The organism is Allgaiera indica (assembly GCF_900106675.1).
In the GTDB taxonomy this organism is placed as follows: Bacteria; Pseudomonadota; Alphaproteobacteria; order Rhodobacterales; family Rhodobacteraceae; genus Acidimangrovimonas; species Acidimangrovimonas indica.
This window is the reverse complement of record NZ_FNOB01000001.1, coordinates 277,981-294,435: the sequence shown is the minus strand read 5'-3', so window position 1 is coordinate 294,435 and position 16,455 is coordinate 277,981. Positions and strand designations below refer to the sequence as shown.

General features: G+C 66.8%; 14 protein-coding genes and 1 pseudogene. 8 read left to right on the top strand and 7 right to left on the bottom strand.

Features of this window, described 5'->3' with window-relative positions; genetic code table 11:
• Positions 1–2 precede the first annotated feature (2 nt).
• Together BLV97_RS01375 and BLV97_RS01370 are read right to left on the bottom strand one after the other, a co-directional pair.
• Positions 3–1,217, bottom strand: a complete 1,215-nt coding sequence (locus BLV97_RS01375) for a glycosyltransferase (protein WP_035843284.1) — start codon at positions 1,215–1,217, stop codon at positions 3–5.
• A gap of 55 nt (positions 1,218–1,272) precedes the next feature.
• Positions 1,273–2,169, bottom strand: coding sequence for a glycosyltransferase family 2 protein (locus BLV97_RS01370; RefSeq protein ID WP_035843253.1), 897 nt, complete (start codon positions 2,167–2,169; stop codon positions 1,273–1,275).
• Positions 2,170–2,380: 211 nt separating this feature from the next.
• Between BLV97_RS01370 and BLV97_RS01365 the strand changes: the two genes are divergently transcribed.
• The 3 genes from BLV97_RS01365 to BLV97_RS01355 all read left to right on the top strand — a co-directional run bounded on the left by BLV97_RS01365 (position 2,381) and on the right by BLV97_RS01355 (position 4,332).
• Positions 2,381–3,166: a WecB/TagA/CpsF family glycosyltransferase gene (locus BLV97_RS01365; RefSeq protein ID WP_244520929.1), complete on the top strand. Its 786-nt coding sequence runs from the start codon at positions 2,381–2,383 to the stop codon at positions 3,164–3,166.
• Between the two features lie 142 nt (positions 3,167–3,308).
• A complete protein-coding gene (locus tag BLV97_RS01360) occupies positions 3,309–3,917 on the top strand; it encodes a Pr6Pr family membrane protein (RefSeq protein ID WP_092163910.1) in 609 nt (202 codons plus the stop codon).
• Between the two features lie 184 nt (positions 3,918–4,101).
• A complete protein-coding gene (locus tag BLV97_RS01355; RefSeq protein ID WP_035843263.1) occupies positions 4,102–4,332 on the top strand; it encodes a hypothetical protein in 231 nt (76 codons plus the stop codon).
• Positions 4,333–4,359: 27 nt separating this feature from the next.
• Here the strand turns inward: BLV97_RS01355 and BLV97_RS01350 are convergent, their stop codons facing one another.
• The gene (locus BLV97_RS01350; RefSeq protein ID WP_092163909.1) at positions 4,360–5,220 is read right to left on the bottom strand and encodes a hypothetical protein; all 861 of its coding nucleotides are present in this window, start codon (positions 5,218–5,220) and stop codon (positions 4,360–4,362) included.
• A gap of 361 nt (positions 5,221–5,581) precedes the next feature.
• On the opposite strand from BLV97_RS01350, the gene BLV97_RS01345 reads away from it, so the two are divergent.
• The 3 genes from BLV97_RS01345 to BLV97_RS01335 are packed head-to-tail and all read left to right on the top strand — an operon-like array spanning position 5,582 to position 9,526.
• Complete coding sequence (locus tag BLV97_RS01345) at positions 5,582–6,427, top strand: sulfotransferase domain-containing protein (RefSeq protein ID WP_035844003.1); 846 nt, start codon at positions 5,582–5,584, stop codon at positions 6,425–6,427.
• The gene (locus BLV97_RS01340; protein ID WP_035844004.1) at positions 6,424–7,401 is read left to right on the top strand and encodes a glycosyltransferase family 2 protein; all 978 of its coding nucleotides are present in this window, start codon (positions 6,424–6,426) and stop codon (positions 7,399–7,401) included. The genes BLV97_RS01345 and BLV97_RS01340 overlap by 4 nt, the downstream gene beginning before the upstream one ends.
• 25 nt (positions 7,402–7,426) lie before the next feature.
• The gene (locus tag BLV97_RS01335) at positions 7,427–9,526 is read left to right on the top strand and encodes an NAD-dependent epimerase/dehydratase family protein (RefSeq protein WP_035844005.1); all 2,100 of its coding nucleotides are present in this window, start codon (positions 7,427–7,429) and stop codon (positions 9,524–9,526) included.
• Between the two features lie 12 nt (positions 9,527–9,538).
• Here BLV97_RS01335 and BLV97_RS01330 read toward each other — a convergent pair whose 3' ends face one another.
• Together BLV97_RS01330 and BLV97_RS01325 are read right to left on the bottom strand one after the other, a co-directional pair.
• The gene (locus BLV97_RS01330; RefSeq protein ID WP_035844006.1) at positions 9,539–11,050 is read right to left on the bottom strand and encodes a hypothetical protein; all 1,512 of its coding nucleotides are present in this window, start codon (positions 11,048–11,050) and stop codon (positions 9,539–9,541) included.
• A 201-nt stretch (positions 11,051–11,251) separates the two neighbouring features.
• Positions 11,252–11,938, bottom strand: coding sequence for a VPLPA-CTERM sorting domain-containing protein (locus BLV97_RS01325; RefSeq protein WP_035844008.1), 687 nt, complete (start codon positions 11,936–11,938; stop codon positions 11,252–11,254).
• A 369-nt stretch (positions 11,939–12,307) separates the two neighbouring features.
• Here BLV97_RS01325 and BLV97_RS01320 point away from each other — a divergent pair, with 369 nt between their 5' ends.
• Positions 12,308–13,567 carry a glycosyltransferase family 4 protein gene (locus tag BLV97_RS01320; RefSeq protein ID WP_035844009.1) on the top strand — a complete coding sequence of 420 codons (1,260 nt, stop codon included), beginning with the start codon at positions 12,308–12,310 and terminating at the stop codon, positions 13,565–13,567.
• Between the two features lie 36 nt (positions 13,568–13,603).
• Here the strand turns inward: BLV97_RS01320 and BLV97_RS01315 are convergent, their stop codons facing one another.
• Positions 13,604–14,575: an agmatinase gene (locus BLV97_RS01315; RefSeq protein WP_035844010.1), complete on the bottom strand. Its 972-nt coding sequence runs from the start codon at positions 14,573–14,575 to the stop codon at positions 13,604–13,606.
• 477 nt (positions 14,576–15,052) lie between these two features.
• Between BLV97_RS01315 and BLV97_RS21480 the strand changes: the two genes are divergently transcribed.
• On the top strand, positions 15,053–15,319 hold the full coding sequence (locus tag BLV97_RS21480; RefSeq protein ID WP_342028508.1) for a DUF2267 domain-containing protein: 267 nt from the start codon (positions 15,053–15,055) through the stop codon (positions 15,317–15,319).
• A gap of 301 nt (positions 15,320–15,620) precedes the next feature.
• Here BLV97_RS21480 and BLV97_RS01300 read toward each other — a convergent pair.
• A pseudogene (locus BLV97_RS01300) lies at positions 15,621–16,414 on the bottom strand (IS5 family transposase).
• Positions 16,415–16,455: the final 41 nt, after the last annotated feature.

Here is a 16,455-nt window from a genome sequence, read left to right as displayed (position 1 = left end):
GACTATCCTTTCCCGTCCCCGTCCCCGTCCCCGTCCCCGGCGAAGGCGCGGGCCAGCTTGGCCGCTTCGGTCTCGACGTCGAACTCGGCCACCACCTTGGCGCGTCCCGCCGCACCCATCCGGGCGCGCAGTTCGGCGTCGCCCAGAAGGCGGCCCAGGCGGTCCGTCAGCGTTTCCAGATCGCCCGGCGGGGTGACGAAGCCCGACACCCCGTCCTCGACAAGTTCCGGCACGCCGGCGACCCGGCTGGCGATCACCGGAAGGGACGCGGCCATGGCCTCCATCAGCACGACGGGCACGCCTTCGGCAAAGCTGGGCAGCACCAGCATGTCGGAACGCGCCAATTCCTGTGCGACCGCGCCCTGCGGCTGGTAGCCAAGGAAATCGACCCGCCCGGACAGGCCCAGCGCGCGCGCCTCGGCCTCCAGCGCGGCACGGTCGGGCCCGTCGCCGACGATCGCCAGCCGCGCCGCCGGGTGGCGCTCGGCCAGCGCGGCGAAGGCCCGCAGCAGAAGCGGCGCGCCCTTCACCGCCGCCAGCCGCCCGACGAACAGCACCCGCGGCCCGGGTGCGTCGGCCTTTTCCTTGCGGTAATTGGCCGGGATCACCCCGCAATGGATGATCTTCAGCCTGTCCCAATGCCTCTGATCCGAGAACAGCATCGCCTGGCTGCGGGCGAAATGGCTGATGCAGGCGACGAAACGCGCCCGCGCGATCTTTTCGTCCAGGCGCCACCAATGGGCCTCGAAGAAGATCGCGGGGCCATGCAGGGTGAAGCTGTAGGGAATGCCCGACATCTCGCTGGCGATCATCGTCAGGGAGCAGCTGGAATTGCCGAAATGGTTGTGGATGTGATGCACGCCACGGGCGCGCAGATGCTGCACCAGCACCGCCGCCTCGAGGAAATAGAAGATCTGCCAGGCCAGCGCCCGGGCCCCGGGTGGGCGCGTGCGCAGCGCCAGCTTCAGCGCCCGGAACCAGCGCCCCGGCGCGCGCGCCAGCGCTGTGCCATGGGCCGTGGCCAGACGCAGGGGGTTCTTCGCCGCGGCCAGCACATAGAAGGTCTCGTCCAGGGCCGCGATCTCGTCCGGGCCGGTGAAATCGGCCGCATCGGGGCGGCGCGCGGCACAGGGATGCACCGTCAGGCCCAGCCGGCGCAGCGCCTGGATCTCGCGCAGGATGAAGGTATGCGAGATCATCGGATAACTGCCGGTCATATAGGCGATCGGCCCGGTCGCGGAGAACTGGCTCACGTCTGTATTCCCCCGATTGCTAGCCACCGGCCGGCCACCACCACATCAGTTTCCCAAGCCCGCCGGCCGCGCGGGCGCGCAGCCCGTCGAAGGCCCGACGGTCGAACGGTAATACGGCCGCCGCGCCAAGGCCATAGCCCAGCGCCTGCGCCCCGCCCGCCGCCATCCAGAACAGCACCGCCGCGCGGTTGCCGCCGCCCGCCTCGACGATGCAGCGCAGCTGGCCGTTGCGGAAGCGGCGCGCCCGCACATAGGCCGCGGTCATGCGTGCTGCGGGAACTGTTTCGTCCACCGCGGCCTCTTCGCACCAGGTCAACCGCACGCCCGTGTCCTGCACCAGGCCGCGCAGGAACCAGACGTCTTCGCCACCGCGATTGAAGCGCGGATCGAACGGTGTCCTGCGGGTAAAGCAGCGCGCCCGTTCGAACATCGAATTTCCGGTCCCCAGATAGGCGCGCCGGTCCGAGATGTCGGTGCCGGTGGCCACCCCCATCTCGCGGGTGAACAGCGGCTCCAGGGCGGTGCGCAGATGAACCGGGGGCGGGGTTTCGAAGGTCGGACGTACCGGGCCGAAGACGGCGGCATGGCCGGCGTCGGCCAGTTGGGCCAGGCTGGTCAGCCAGTCCGGCACGGGGCGCTGGTCGTCATCGATGAAGATCACATGCCGCCCGCGGGCAGAGGCGACGCCCGTGTTGCGTGCATGGGCCACGCCGGCGCGCGGCTCGTGCCGGTAGGTGGCGGGCATCGGCGCGGCCGCGACCGTCGCGCGCGACGAGGCGTCGGGGCAATTGTCGACGACGATCACCTCGCAATCGGCCCCGAAGGCGGCGACCTGCGGCGCCAGCAGCGCCAGCAGGGCGGACAGATCGCCGGGACGGCGGTAGGTCGGAATGACTATCGAGAAATGCAAAGCCATAAGGATATCCGAAAAGAATGCTCTTTCACGCTGTCCGAAAAGTCGGGCCGACCGCAACGGCCGCTTGAAGCGAAGGACAAAGAAGCCGCAAGTGTTGTGCCCATGCGACGCAGTCAGGGCTGCGCCCCGGGGCCGTCGCGGGCAAGATGGACAAAATCCCGCCCATGGGCCATCACCGAAATGGTCATGCGCGGCATCGGGACAGGTCAGGTTGAACGGCGGGGTAGGCGACAACATTCCAGGCGCGAACCGGGGGGTCCTTGGGGCGACCGAGGTCACGACGCCGACGCGGGTCGCGCTTCTGTCCGACCTTCGCGCGCGATGCGCCTCGGGCCGCGGGTTTGCAGTGGCCACCGTGAACCTTGACCATCTGGTGAAGCTGCGCCGCGATCCCGCCTTTCGCGCCACTTATGCCGCCCAGACCCATGTGGTCGCCGATGGCAACCCGATCGTCTGGCTTCAGCGGCTGGCCGGAAGGCCGGTCGAACTGGTGACCGGCTCGGACCTGATCGACCCGCTGATGGCGATGGCGGCGCGGGACGGCGTCAAGGTGGCCTTCCTTGGCGCGACCGACACCGTGCTGGCCCGGGCGGCGGAAAGCCTGCGTGCCCGGCACCCCGGGCTGGAGGTCGTCGCGCGGATCGCGCCCCCCTTCGGCTTCGACCCCACCGGCCCCGAGGCCGACCGCATGATCGACGAGATCGCCGCCGCGGGTGCCCAGCTTTGCCTTCTGGCGCTTGGGGCGCCCAAGCAAGAGATACTGGCAGCGCGTGGCCATGCACGTCACGCGCGGCTGGGCTTCGTCTCGATCGGGGCTGGGCTCGATTTCATCGCCGGCACGCAGCGGCGCGCGCCGCGCTGGGTGCGCCGGATCGCGATGGAATGGCTGTGGCGGATGCTGACCGACTGGAAGCGGCTTGCGGCACGTTACCGCGATTGCGGGTTGATCCTTCCGGGACTTGCGATCCGGGCGCTTCGCCAGCGTGGCAAGCGGTGATCCCTGTGTGCTGCCGCCAGCCACCGGGACAGCGCCACGGGCCGTGATCACGCACAAGCCGCCCAGATGCCCGCAAGGCGCGTCCGCCAGGAAGATCGCGGCCGTATGTTGCGGCTGACCAGAAGAAAGGATGTCATACGCCATGCACAGGTTCCTTCCTGCAGTGATTGCCGTTCTCGCGCTGGCCGCCCTGGTGGCGCAATTCCTGGTTTCGAGCGATCTGATGGGATCGCCCGGATCCGGCGCCGTCCTGTGGCGGATGGCGGGCTATTTCACGATACTGACCAATCTGCTGGTCTTGATCACCTTCGCGCTGGCGGCCGTGGACGACCGGCGCATCGGGGCCGGCTGGAGCGGCGGCCTGACGCTTTGGATCCTTGTGGTGGGTGCGGTCTATCATGCGGTGCTGGCGGCGCTTTGGCAGCCGAAGGGCCTGGCCTGGTGGGCCGACCAGGGGTTGCATACGGCAGTTCCGGTGCTGGTTCTGCTGTGGTGGCTGTGGCTGGCCGACAAGCGCGGACTGCGGCCCCGGCACGCGACCCTGTGGCTGATCTGGCCGCTTGTCTATTGTGCCTATGCGTTGACCCGCGGCGCGTTCAGCGGGTTCTACCCCTATCCGTTTCTCGATGTCGCACGGCTGGGGCCCGCGATGGTCGCGCTCAACGTTGCGGGGCTGATCGTGGCCTTCGCGCTGGGCGGTCTGGCACTGGTGGCGCTGGCCCGGCGTCTTGGCCCCGACCGCCCCGTCTGATCCGGCCGCGGCGCGGCAGGCCGTGCCCTGGCGCGGGGCCTGGCGCCGCCTTTGCCGGTGCCGCGGTTCGGGCGGCGATGACCCGCGCATCCGATGCGTGCCTCATTCTCTTCGAAGAATCGCCTTGATACTGGTTAATCATCTGTCACCAATGTCACGGAGATTTCCGCGAGGACCCGCCAGCATGAGCGACATGATCCCTCCGCGCTCGTCCCCGATCCCGGCCGAGATCTACGGCACTTCCCGGGGTCTTTTCTACCTGTTGGGAGTGCGGCCCGACGCAGAGGCCGCGCCCGCGGCGCCTCAGGTGCCGCCGCCGGGGGTAGATCCGGCGCCTTCCAGCGCGACCGCGCCGCCTGCGACGGCGCTTCTTGCACAGGTGCAGATGGCGGATATGTTCTGCTTCCGCCTCTAGCGGCGGGCGTGGCCTGCGCGAAGGCGGCTAGTCTTGGGGGCCGCGCGTTGCGGGCACCGGCAGGCCATAGCAGGCGACAAGCGGCGCGATCTGGATGTCGTTGCCGGCCTGCGCGTTACCCGCATACAGGCTGCGTGCCTGGGAATTCGGCCACACCACCAGCTTCTGTCGATGCGTGACCAGCCGATAGTGGCTGCCGGCCCTGCGCCCCATCCAGTAAAGCCACAGATCGTCCGCGCGCGGCGCAAGTTCGAGAAAGCGCGCCGCGTCGGTGACCTCGGGGGCAAGCGCGCCGGGCGGATACAACACCCCTCCGACCCCGGTGGGGAAGATCAGATCAGGCCGGGGCTCATTGCGGATGTCGTGCGGCCAGCTTTCATAGGGCGCGACGGTGCCGTCCTCGCGCAAGGTGAAACGATGCGCCCTGTGGCAGACGATCTGATCGGTCTCGCCCGACCAGGCGGTTAGCAAGGCACGCAGCCAGTGGCGTTCGTAATGGACATCGTCATCCGCCGTGACCAGCACCGCCTCGGGAAATTCCTTCAGCGCAGGGATGATCTTGGTGTAGGAGCGCAGGTCCTCGGTTTCGCGGATCTCCAGCCCCTCGGCTTCCAGCGCGCGTACCGACCCGGGCAATTGGCGCAGATCGTCGGGGCCAAGCCACAGGATGACGCGATCCGGGCGCACCGATTGGGTCAGAAGGCAGCGCAGGGTCAGGTGCAGCGTGGGAAATCGCGCCGCATAAGAGGTCAGCGTGATGATCAGGGTCCTGTCACGCCCATGCGGACGGTGCGGCACCACATGCCGGAGGCGCCATCGCAAATGGGCGATCGCTTGGCGCAGGCGCGGCCGAAGCTGCAATTTCCTGGCGAACTGCCCGAGGTCCATCACCGGAACTTTATGCCTGACCCCGCCGTGGCGGTAGGTGCAAAGCGTGGGGGGCGGGTATCGATGTCAGTGCCAAGAACGTGCCGATCATGAGAATCGCAAATCTGTGTGCCGCCCCGCGGCGACGGTGATGGAAGATCGGGTAATCATATACCCGGCCTGCCGGTTTTTCCACTGTCGCGCGGAGCTTGGTAAAAGAAAGAGCGCGATACCCTTGTCTGGGCCAGCAATGTTCGGAAGGCGTTCGGGCCACTGCCGAAAGATCGAAAAACCGAGGGTAAGCGCTATCCAGGCTTAAATAAATGCTGCAAACGGCGTATAGGGGTAGCAGTTGGGCGCGCGCCGCCACGAGAGATATTGAATGACCCTTCCCGATTTCCTGATCATCGGTGCGATGAAATGCGGCACCTCGACCCTTCAGACCCAACTCGCCGCCCAGCAGGGCATCTTCATGTGCGACCCGAAAGAGCCCAATTTCTTCTCTGACGACGCGATCTATGCCAAGGGTCTGGACTGGTATGAAAGCCTCTTTGCCGCGGCCGCCCCCGGCGATCTGAAGGGCGAGGCCAGCACGCATTACACCAAGCTTCCGACCTATCCCGAAACCCTGCCGCGCCTGCGCGCCGTCCTGTCCGGCCCCCGCCTGATCTACGTGATCCGCAATCCGCTGGTGCGTGCGGTCTCGCATTACGTCCACGAATGGACCCAGGGCGTGATCACCGGCGATCTGGATCGCGCGATCGACCGGCACCCCGAGCTGATCGCCTATGGCCGCTACGGCGAACAGATCGCCCCCTGGGCCGAAGCTTTCGGGGCCGGAAACATCCTGCTTCTTTCGCTGGAGGAAATGCAGGCCGATCCGCAGGGCGTCCTGGATCGCACGGGGGCCTTCCTGCGCCACCCGGGGCCGGTCGTCTGGCGGGCAGAGACGGCACGGGTCAACGTCTCGGCCGAGCGGGTGCGAAGGCTTCCCCTGCAGGGGCTGCTGATCGACAATCCGGTGGCGACCGCGCTGCGCCGCGCCCTGGTGCCGAAGGCGATCCGCGCCAGGATCCGGGCCTCTCGTCAGATGCAGGACAGGCCCGTCCTGACCCCCGAACGGCAGCGCGCGCTGGAACAGGTCTTCGCCGAGGATCGCGCCCGCCTGGTGGCGCTGTTTCCCGGTGCGCCCGCGCTGAGCGCGGCCTATCCCTTCCTGACGTCATGAGCGGCAATCCCAGCATCGGTGCCGTCCTGATCGGCCGCAACGAGGGCCAGCGCCTGATCCGAAGCCTGGCGTCGGTCGCGGGCATCCGCCGGGTCGTCTATGTCGATTCCGGATCCACCGACGGCAGCGTCGCGGCCGCGCGCGCGGCGGGGGTAGAGGTGGTCGAGCTGGATCTTGCCACTCCCTTTACCGCGGCCCGGGCCCGCGACGCGGGCGTCGCGCGGCTGCGCGCGGACGGGCTGCCGGACATGATCCAGTTCATTGACGGCGATTGCGAATTGCATCCCGGCTGGATCACCGCGGCAAGGGGGGCTTTCGAACGCGACGAAAGCCTTGGCGTGGTCACCGGCTGGCGGTCCGAGCAATTTCCCGAAGCCAGCGTCTACAACGCGATCTGCGATACCGAATGGCATCGCCCGGCGGGGCCGATCAGGACCTGCGGCGGCGACATGATGGTGCGCGCCGCCGCCTATGAACAGGTCGGCGGGTTCAACCCCCGCGTCATCGCCGCCGAGGACGACGATTTCTGCCTGCGGGTCGGGCAGGCGGGCTGGGGACTGCTGCGCCTTCCCCTGCCGATGACGCGCCATGATGCGGCGATGACCAGCTTCGCCCAGTGGTGGCGGCGCGCGGTACGCGCCGGGCATGGCTATGCGCAGGTCGGCGCGCTTCACCCCGGCCACTTCCGGCGCGAGCGTGCCCGGGTGCTGGCCTGGGGCGCCGCATTGCCGCTTGCGATGCTTCTGGGCATCGTCGTCCTGGGCGGCTGGAGCCTGGCGCTTGGCCTGGCTCTTTATGCCCTGTCCTGGCTGCGCAGCATCCGCGGCCTGCGGCGCGAGGGCCTGGGGCGTTCCGACGCGGCCCGGCAGGCGGCCTTCCTGACCTTGTCGAAATTTCCCAACCTGCAGGGCATGCTTACCTATTACTGGCGGGCGCTGCGCGATCGCGAGATGCGGATCATCGAATACAAATAGCTTTTCTTCGAAGGAGTTTTCAGCCGTGCCCAACCTTCCCCTGCGCGTCGGCCTGATCGGGGCCGGATATATCTCGTCCTGGCATGCGGCGACGCTTGCCGACGTCGCGGATACCAGGCTGACGGCGGTCTGTGACACCAACCGCGGCGCGGCCGAAGACCTTGCCGCCGGCTACGGGGCGCGGGCGTTCGGATCCGTCGCGGAACTGCTGGCCGCGGATCTTTGCGATGTCGTCCATATTCTGACGCCGCCGCAGACCCATCTTGCGCTGGCGATCGAATGTCTGGGTGCCGGGCTGCATGTGCTGATCGAGAAACCGGTCGGTCTTTCGGCACCCGAAGTCGCCCAGATCGCCGAAGCCGCCCAGGCCGCGGGCAAGGTGGCGGCGGCGGGGCACAATTTTCTTGCGCTGCCGTCCTACGAGAAGCTCAAGGCCGTGCAAGCGTCGGGGCGGCTTGGCAGGATCTCGGCGGCCGAGATCAAATGGTGCTTTCCGCTGCCGCCGCTGCGCTCGGGTCCGTTCAGCCTGTGGCTGCTGCGCGCGCCGCAGAACCTGTTGCTTGAAATCGGGCCGCATCTGTACGCTTTCGCGCAGGATCTGTTCGGCCCGATCGAGATCCAGCATCTCGAACTGGGAATGCCGATCGCCCTGCCCGGGGATGGCACCCGCCCGCAAAGCTGGCGGATCCTCGCCCGGGCCGGCCATGTCGAGATCACTTTCACGATCTCGCTGGTCGAAAGCTTCGACGACCGCTCTGTCACGCTGCGCGGATCAAGCGGCATGGCCCGTCTCGACATGGGGCGCGATACGCTGCAGCTGCAGATGGAAAATGCCGCCGATATCGTGCTCAATCCGCTGATCGGGGAGATGTCCCTTGCCGGGCAGCGCCTGGCGGGCGGGCTGCGCAACGCCGCCGTGCAATTCGTCTCGCTCAACCAGAAATCCCCCTATGGGCTAAGCTTCCGGGGCATGTTGCGCAGCATCTATGGCGCGATCGCGCGGGGCATGGCGGTCGATCCGCGCTTCTCGATCGCCTCGGCCACCGAGGTCATGCGCGCGATCGATGCGACATTGCAGCGGATGCCCGCGCCGGCGTCCGTACCGGCCGTTCCGAAGGGCACGCCCGCGCCGCGCATCCTGGTGATCGGCGGCACCGGCTTCCTGGGCCGCGGCCTGACGCGCGCGCTGGTCGAAAAGGGGCAGGATGTGCGCGTGCTCAGCCGCGGGCAGGGCGGCCCCTTCGCCGACCTCCCCCACCGGGTCGAGATGGTCTCGGCGTCGCCGCGCGACCCGGAAGGTTTGCGCCGCGCGATGTCGGGGATCGACACCGTCTACAACCTGGCGAAATCGGACGACAAGACCTGGGAAGACGCGCTGCGCAACGATGTCGGCGTGGCCGTGGCCGTCGCCGAAGCCGCGCTGGACGCGGGCGTCGGGCGGTTGATCTATACCGGCACCATTGCCTCATACGACATGTCGGATCCGGCGCGCACGATCACCGAGGACACCGGCTTTGCTGCCGATATGGCGGATCGCAACCTCTACGCCCGGTCCAAGGCCGAATGCGAGGTTCGGCTGATGGCGCTGCACCGCGACCGGGGGCTGCCGCTGGTCATCGCGCGGCCGGGGATCGTGGTGGGCCGGGGCGGGCCCTTGCAGCACTGGGGCATCGGGCGCTGGAACGGTCCGGGGGCGGTGAAGATCTGGGGCGACGGGCGCAATATCCTGCCCTTCGTGCTGGTCGATGACGTCTCGGATGCGCTGGTGGCGATGCGGGACGCGGACGGAATTCTTGGCCAGACCTTCAACCTGATCGGAGAGCCGATGCTGACCGGCCGGGATTATTTCGATGCGATCCATGCCCAGCTTGGGGCGCGGATCCTGGTGCGGTCGGGCAACCTTACCGGCTATTTCCTGTTCGACGGGCTCAAATACGCGCTCAAGCGGCATCTACTGAACCGCAAAGGGGCCGTTCGCGGATCGCTCAAGGACTGGAAATCGCGTGCCCATCTGTCGCCGTTCGACAACAGCAAGGCCAAGCGCATGCTGGGCTGGGTTCCCGAATCCGATCGCGCCGCCTTCGTCCGCAAAAGTATCACCGAGGCCAATCTGTTCGGATTCTGAACCCCGCCCGCTTCAGCCCAGCCAGCCGAGTTCCCGCCCCCGCCGGTCGGCAAGCGGGCCAAGGGCATAGCGCGCCGGGCTGCCGTCGCGGCTGCCGTCGGCGCGGTAGCGGCCCGCGGCCCGGGCGGCAGCGGCGGTGGGAAGCGTGGGCGTGCGGGTCCAGCCCGTCAATCTGCCGCTCGCATTATACTGCAGGTCGTCGTGCCAGGGTGCCCACCAGAAAAGCACCGGATCGTACCGCGCGCGCCGTGCCGGTGCATCGTAATTGACCGAGGCCAGCCGTGGGATGCCGCCAGGTCCGAAGTCATAGCTGCGTGCTTCGGGCGGCAAGGTGACCGAAAGGAAGGCCGGCGCCGAAAGATGGCGCCCGGCCTGCGCGAACAATCCGATATCTATGCGCGCGCTGACCGGCGGCTGCCCCTTGGTGCCGAAACCCGCCGGTGCCGGGCGGGGCGATTGCCAATCAAGCACGATGCGGGCCTGCGCGCCTTGGGTCAGGATCCGCACCGCCTGGGGATCGCCGCGCAAAAGGACCCAGTGGAATTGCAGCGCCCGGCCGGCGGGATCGCGTGTGTTCGCCGCGGTCAGCGTGATCTCGTGCCGGCCCGCAAGCGAACGCCACAGCCGGGCGATGGCGGCGGGGGTGTCGAACAGCCGCTCGCTTAGTCCGGCAAGACCGGCGCGGTCGCCGAAATCCTCGGACAGCACCGCCAGCCGAGGCGCGGGGGGGATCTCATCCGGTGCAAGGCTGGCGGCCAGCGCCACCGCCGCGACGGGGTTCAGCGCCGCTCCGGCAAACGCCGAGGGATGGGCCGCGCCCGACATGTAGGCGGCCGCGCCGCGCAGGCCCTTCTGGGTGCGCCGCATCACCCATTGCACAGTCGGCGCCACCAAGCCCAGCCGTTCCATCCTGGCGCGCGTATCGGGGCGGAAGGCGGCCAGGATCAGTGCCTGGATGCGCAGGAAAGGTTGATCGCTGTACGACGACCCCTGCGAGACGGTCATGTAGGGCCAGGCGGCGGGGAAGTAATCGAACCGGTCGTGATCGTGATGCTCGGGATAACAATATAGCGCGTTCGCAAAGTAATCCTCTGCCGCGCGCGCGGCGCCGCCGGGCTGCGTCATCGCCAGCCGCGCCTGACTGCGCGCCTGCGGGCTGCGTACCAGCGCGGTCGAGGAATTGCCCAGCACGATCGCGGGAAATCGAAAGGCACCCGCCAGCCCGTAGTCAAGCTGCCGCGCCTTCAACTCGGGGCCGTAGACGACGCGGGTCAACTGCGGAAAGGCATCGAAGGAAAGCTCGGAATGGCCGCGGTCGCGATTGTCGTAGAGTACCCCGGCCAGACCTGCCGCCTGCCCCCTGGCGAACAGCATCCGTACCCGCGCCGCTGCGGGGTCGCCATCGGCGGTATTGACGACAGGGGCCCGGACGGCGGGTGGCGGCAGCTTTGCCGCATCCAGGGTCAGACGGCCGGAAGCGGGATCCTTTGCCAGCATGTCGGCGGTCAGCCGCAAAACAGCCATCCCGCCGTCCCCGGCGGCCCGCGGACGTACCGGGATCAACGCCAGTGCAGTGGCTGCAAGAAGAACAGAGCGCCGCTTCATCTGGAAACTCGTAGCCGGCGGGCCGCGGATGCAAGGAAAACCGTCAACCCCGATGCGGCCGGAACGGTAAGGGGCGACCCCTGGGAAAGGGATCGCCCCGCATCATTCTATCGCGCAAGCTCAGGCCTGCTTGCGGCGACGGGCCATCAGCCCGAGCAGGCCGAAGCCCGACAGCAGCAGCGGGATCGAAGCGGGCAGCGGAACGACGCCGACACCGCCATTGCCACCGACGACCGAGATGCGCACCATCATGTCGTCATGGTTGTCATCGCTGCCGGCACCGCCGTCATCGAACCACAGATCCACCGCCTGGCCCGAGGTGCCAACCGGATTCGAGGTGATCGACGCGAAGAAATTCGGCACCGCGCTTGTCGGGCTCGATGCGTCGGGATTGGCACCGTTCATCACGGTGTGGGCACCGCTGTTGGCGGTGAAGTCAAAATTCAGCAGCCCGTGGGACACGTTGTTGATGGTCATGCTGGCAAGCGGCGAACCGGGCGAACCCCAGGTGCCGGTGCCGGTGGTGCCACCGGTTGCGAACAGGTTGCTTCCACCAAAGTCGAAGCCGTTGTTGTAGCCGGCTTCCGAACCGTAGAAGTCGAATTTCAGATCGACCGTTCCGTTCAGCCAGATCGACGCCCCATACCAGCCGGCGCGCGACGTGGTGCCCGCCCCGTAGACCGGCACGAGCCCGTCGTTGAACGACGTGCCGCCGGGAATGGTTCCGGCCGTCATCGCCGAGGCCATACTCGCGCCCAAGGACATCGCCACCGCCAAAACGCCGGCGGAAAGAGTCGAGAACTTCATTTCAATTACCCCCTTCAAATGTTGCAGAAAAAATAAATCCCAAGAATCGCGGGACGAGGACCTCATCAAACACACGCAAAAAGTTAACACGTTTTCTCGCGATTGAACACGAATTCTTTAGATCCCGTTAACACTCGTGATGTTTGTCGGGAAAGGCCGCGCGGCCCTGCGCTTCGGGGTCGGGCCGGCGGGGCCGTCGCGACCGACCTCGCGCCGGCCAAGGGTGCGCTGAAGGGGGCGCTCAAGGTCCCCGGGGGGGGGCTTCGGATGCCACCTCAGGATTTTCGGGTGGATTCGGGATGAGAGGGGGGGCTAGGATAGCGACATCGCTTTTTTATCATCAACTTAATTCAACCGTGGCGAACCTGGATGAACAGCAATCTACTGTCTGATGTCGTGCATGTTCCGGATGACGCGGGAAAGATCGTGCGACATCGGCTGGGGCTGTCGGGGTCGGACCCGTTGAAGGTGACCTTCATTCCAGGGCCCGGCGATGTCGCGGGAACCTTCGATTATTGGCGCCGCGGCCAGCACGATCCGCGGGTTCCGTCGATCACCTATTCGCTCATGTTCTATGAGCTGATGGAGCAACTGGACGCCCGCTGCCAAATCATCGCCCATCATCCGATCGGTGAGTCGGCCGCCGAGCCCGGAGACCGGTTTCGCTTTGATCAGGTCACCCAAAGGCCCTCAAAGGGTCGGTTCGACCGCGCGCGAAGCCGGGCGCAACTGGCGGACGATCTGGTTCGCTTGACGAATGACTTCGATCCCCATGCTGTCATCATATCGACGCATGGCCCGAACCGATCCTGGAAACGCCTGAGTCGTGGCAGGCTGCTGGTCCTTAGCGTCCACAACACCTTCTGGCCGATGCATCGCCCACCGCAAGGCCTGAAGGGCCGGTTGCGCAAGGCCGTCCTGTCGCACCGGACGCATGTCCTGGATGGCGCGATCTGCACCTCGCACGAATGCGCCCGGCAACTGGCGATCCTGACCGGCAACCGGATATCGGCGCAGGTCGAGTGCCCGCAGATCCTGCAAACCCATCCGCTGGCCAAGGCCGACGCCGTGCGCGACCTGCTGTTTCTGGGACGGATCGAGCGAAGCAAGGGCGTGTTCATGCTGATCGACGTGTTCGAGCAACTCGCGGCTGCCCATCCCCGACTGAGTCTGACGATCGCCGGGTCCGGCTCGGCGGATGCGGAACTGTCGCAGCGCATTGCCGCATCGCCGCAGCGCGACAGGATTGCCTTCCCGGGACGGCTGAACAGCGACCAGGTTCACGTCGCCATCGCAAAGGCGGATCTTCTGGTCTGCCCGACGATGACGACCTTCAACGAAGGTCTGGCCCTGGTCGGATTCGAGGCCGCGGCGCATGGCGTCCCATCGGTGCTGAGTTCCGTGGTCCCTGCGCAGGATCTGCTTGCGGACAGCTGCATCGTCTTCGAGGCCGACGATCCGCAGGCGCTTGCAGCGGCCCTGTCCGGTGTGATCGAGAACAAGCACGCCTACAGGGATCTTTGCGCGGCAACCGCCGCCGTCCGCGACAAGATCTATGATCGGTCGCTGTCATGGGGATCGGGTCTGTTCAAGGCGCTTGCCGCGGGGGCGAACGGCCCGCATGGCTGAAGGCAGGCTTGACCGGTCTGGCCGCCGGCCGTCGCCTCAGGCCCTGCGGTGATGCACGATCCGTCCGATCGCGTTCATCAGCAGCTGCGCCGCCAGGATCGAGGTCACCCCCGCCGGATCGTGATCCGGCGCGACCTCGACCAGATCCAGCCCCACGATCTGCCCGCGCCTGGCCAGCCCGTCGATCAGTTCCAGCACCTCGTAATAGAGAAACCCGCCGTGCGAGGGCGTCCCCGTCCCCGGCGCGATCGAGGGATCGAAGGCGTCGATGTCGATCGTCAGGTAGCAGCGCGCGTCGGCCGGGATGCGCTGTAGCAGCGCCTCGGTTCCCAGCGCACGAGCCTGGCGGACCGACAGGATATCCGATCCCATCTCGCGCGCCGCGACATAGCCGTCGCGCGCGGTGGACGATACATTGCGGATGCCGATCTGTGTCAACCCGCCGACATAGGGCTTTTCTGCCGCGCGTCGCATCGGATTGCCATGGCCGAAGCGTACCCCGTGGCGCTCATCGACGAAATCCAGATGCGCGTCGATCTGCACCACATGCAGCGGGCCATTTGCCGCGCAATCCTCGGCAAACGCGTCGATGCAGGGGATGTTCACCGAATGATCGCCCCCGATCACCACCGGCAACGCGCCGGCCGCCAGGATCTTGCGCACCCCGAAGGCGATGTTCGCATGGCTTTGGATCGTGTCGGTATGGATGATATCGGCATCGCCCAGATCGACGATGCGCACCTTGTCGGGTTGCAGATAGGTGATGTCGTCCTCGTGGTCATAGGCCCCGGCATGGCCAAAGGAGAACAGGGTCGAGGCCTCGCGCACCCCGCGCGGCCCCATCCGGGCCCCGGCACGCCATTGGGCGCCGAAGTCGAAGGGCGCGCCCAGGATCGCGACATCGGCCTCGATCCGGTCCCAATCCTCGACATAGGGGTATTTGCCGAAGGTGCAGATCCCGACGAAGGGCAGGTTCAGCCGCCCCGTTTCATAGCCGTGCCCTGACATGCCGGTCCCTTTGCTGACGCGATCCCGGTGCAAGCTTGCGGCACGCGCGCGCGATAGGCAACACGGCGGCTTCCGCAGATGGCGCGCGATCACGGCGCCGCCCGGCGGCGCGACGCCGGCTGCCAACGGCATGGGCGCCGGCCAAGCCTGCTGTGCCTTGCACCGGGTCTTCTATGCTTCGGGATCGATCCCGGCCGGCCCCGGGCGGCTTGGCCCAAGCCCGCGCCTGGCCCCCTGCATCCGTTTCCGTCGGGCCACCGCGCAGACTCCGGTCGCGAAGGGGGCAGACCCGATCGGCGTGATCGCACCGCGGCGGACCCTTCATTGACCGAGGTCAATGAGAAGCGATCCCTCGCGGCCCATCCTCGGGGTGAAAGGGTCATGCGGGCTCCGCCCGGGTTGCGCGCGAAAGGCCGGGCCATGAAGACCACCGGAATACCCTCGCTCGACCACGCCCCCCAGGTTGCCGCCGAATAGCTGAACGATCTGGGCGAGATCCTCGACTGGCCGCGCGACCGATCGCGCCTTTACCTTCTGCTGCGCGCGACGTTGCACGCGGTGCGCGATCTCCTCAGCCCCGACGAGGCCGCCGACCTTTCCGCGCAATTGCCGCTGCTTATCCGCGGCACCTATTACGACGGCTGGGGGCCTTCCCGGACCCCGGTTCACCCGCGTGGCAAGGCCGTTTTCCTTGCCCGCGTCGCCGGCGAGTTCACCGAAACGCTGCCCCGGCCGCTTCGCTGAACCAGGAGCGAGACATGACCGAGAAATCCACCAAGCTGACCGTCGACAAAGAAACCCGTTCCGACCCGCCGGCGCCGGAACGCTGGGCCCCCTTCGATACGCTGCGCCATGAAATCGACCGCCTGTTCGAGGAATTCACCCCCTCGTTCTGGCGCCGCCCGTCATCCGCGGCCCGTGCGCTGACGCAAGGTCTTGGCGATTGGCCGATGCCCCCCGCCGGCGACCTTTACGAGCGCGACGGGGCCTATGACATCACCGCCGAACTGCCCGGCATCGCGCCCGACGCGATCGAGGTCAGGCCTCATAGCCAATTGATGACGGTTGCAGCGGGTGCGATTGCTGAGAGGAAGACCTTCGGACAGCGGTCGTATCTTGTTGCCACACGCCGCCAATCCTTGAGCCTGCCGAACATGATCTCGATCCGGTTGCGTCGTTTGTATCGGCGCCTGTCATACTTCACAGTTTTCTTGCGCTGTTTCCGACCTGGGTGCATGCGCGTATCCCTTTGTCTTTCAACGCACCTCTGAACCAGTCGGCATCGTATCCGCAGTCCCCGAGCAGCCAATCGACATCCGGCGGGCTGCGCAACAATGCCCGTGCTCCGATGTAGTCACTGACTTGGCCGGCAGTCACGAACAGGTTGAGCGGTCGGCCCTGGCTGTCGCAGATCGCATGTAGCTTGGTGTTCATGCCGCCTTTCGTCCGGCCAATCACGCGTCCACGCCCCCCTTTTTCACGCCCATGCTGGTCGCGGTCCGGTGAGCTTTTGAGGTCCTTGCGCAGGCTCACTCGAACGCACGGCGTTCGCCTGCTCACTTCAATCATGATGGTCTTCTGTTCGCCGTGCGCGGCGGCCAAACCCACCATCATCCGCGCAAGGATGCCCTTGTCGCTCCACCGCTTCCAACGGTTGTAGAATGTCTTTGGCGGGCCGTAAGCGCTTGGAGCGTCACGTCATCGTAAGCCATTGCGATTGAAGAAGATAATCCCGCTCAACACAGATCGGTCATCGACCCTTGGTTTACCGTGTGACTTTGGGAAGAAAGGCTCAAGACGCGCCATCTGCGCGTCGCTCAGCCAGAAGAGATCAGGCATGTTCACCGCTCGGTCTTCGAACCGTGAATCACGCCCCTACG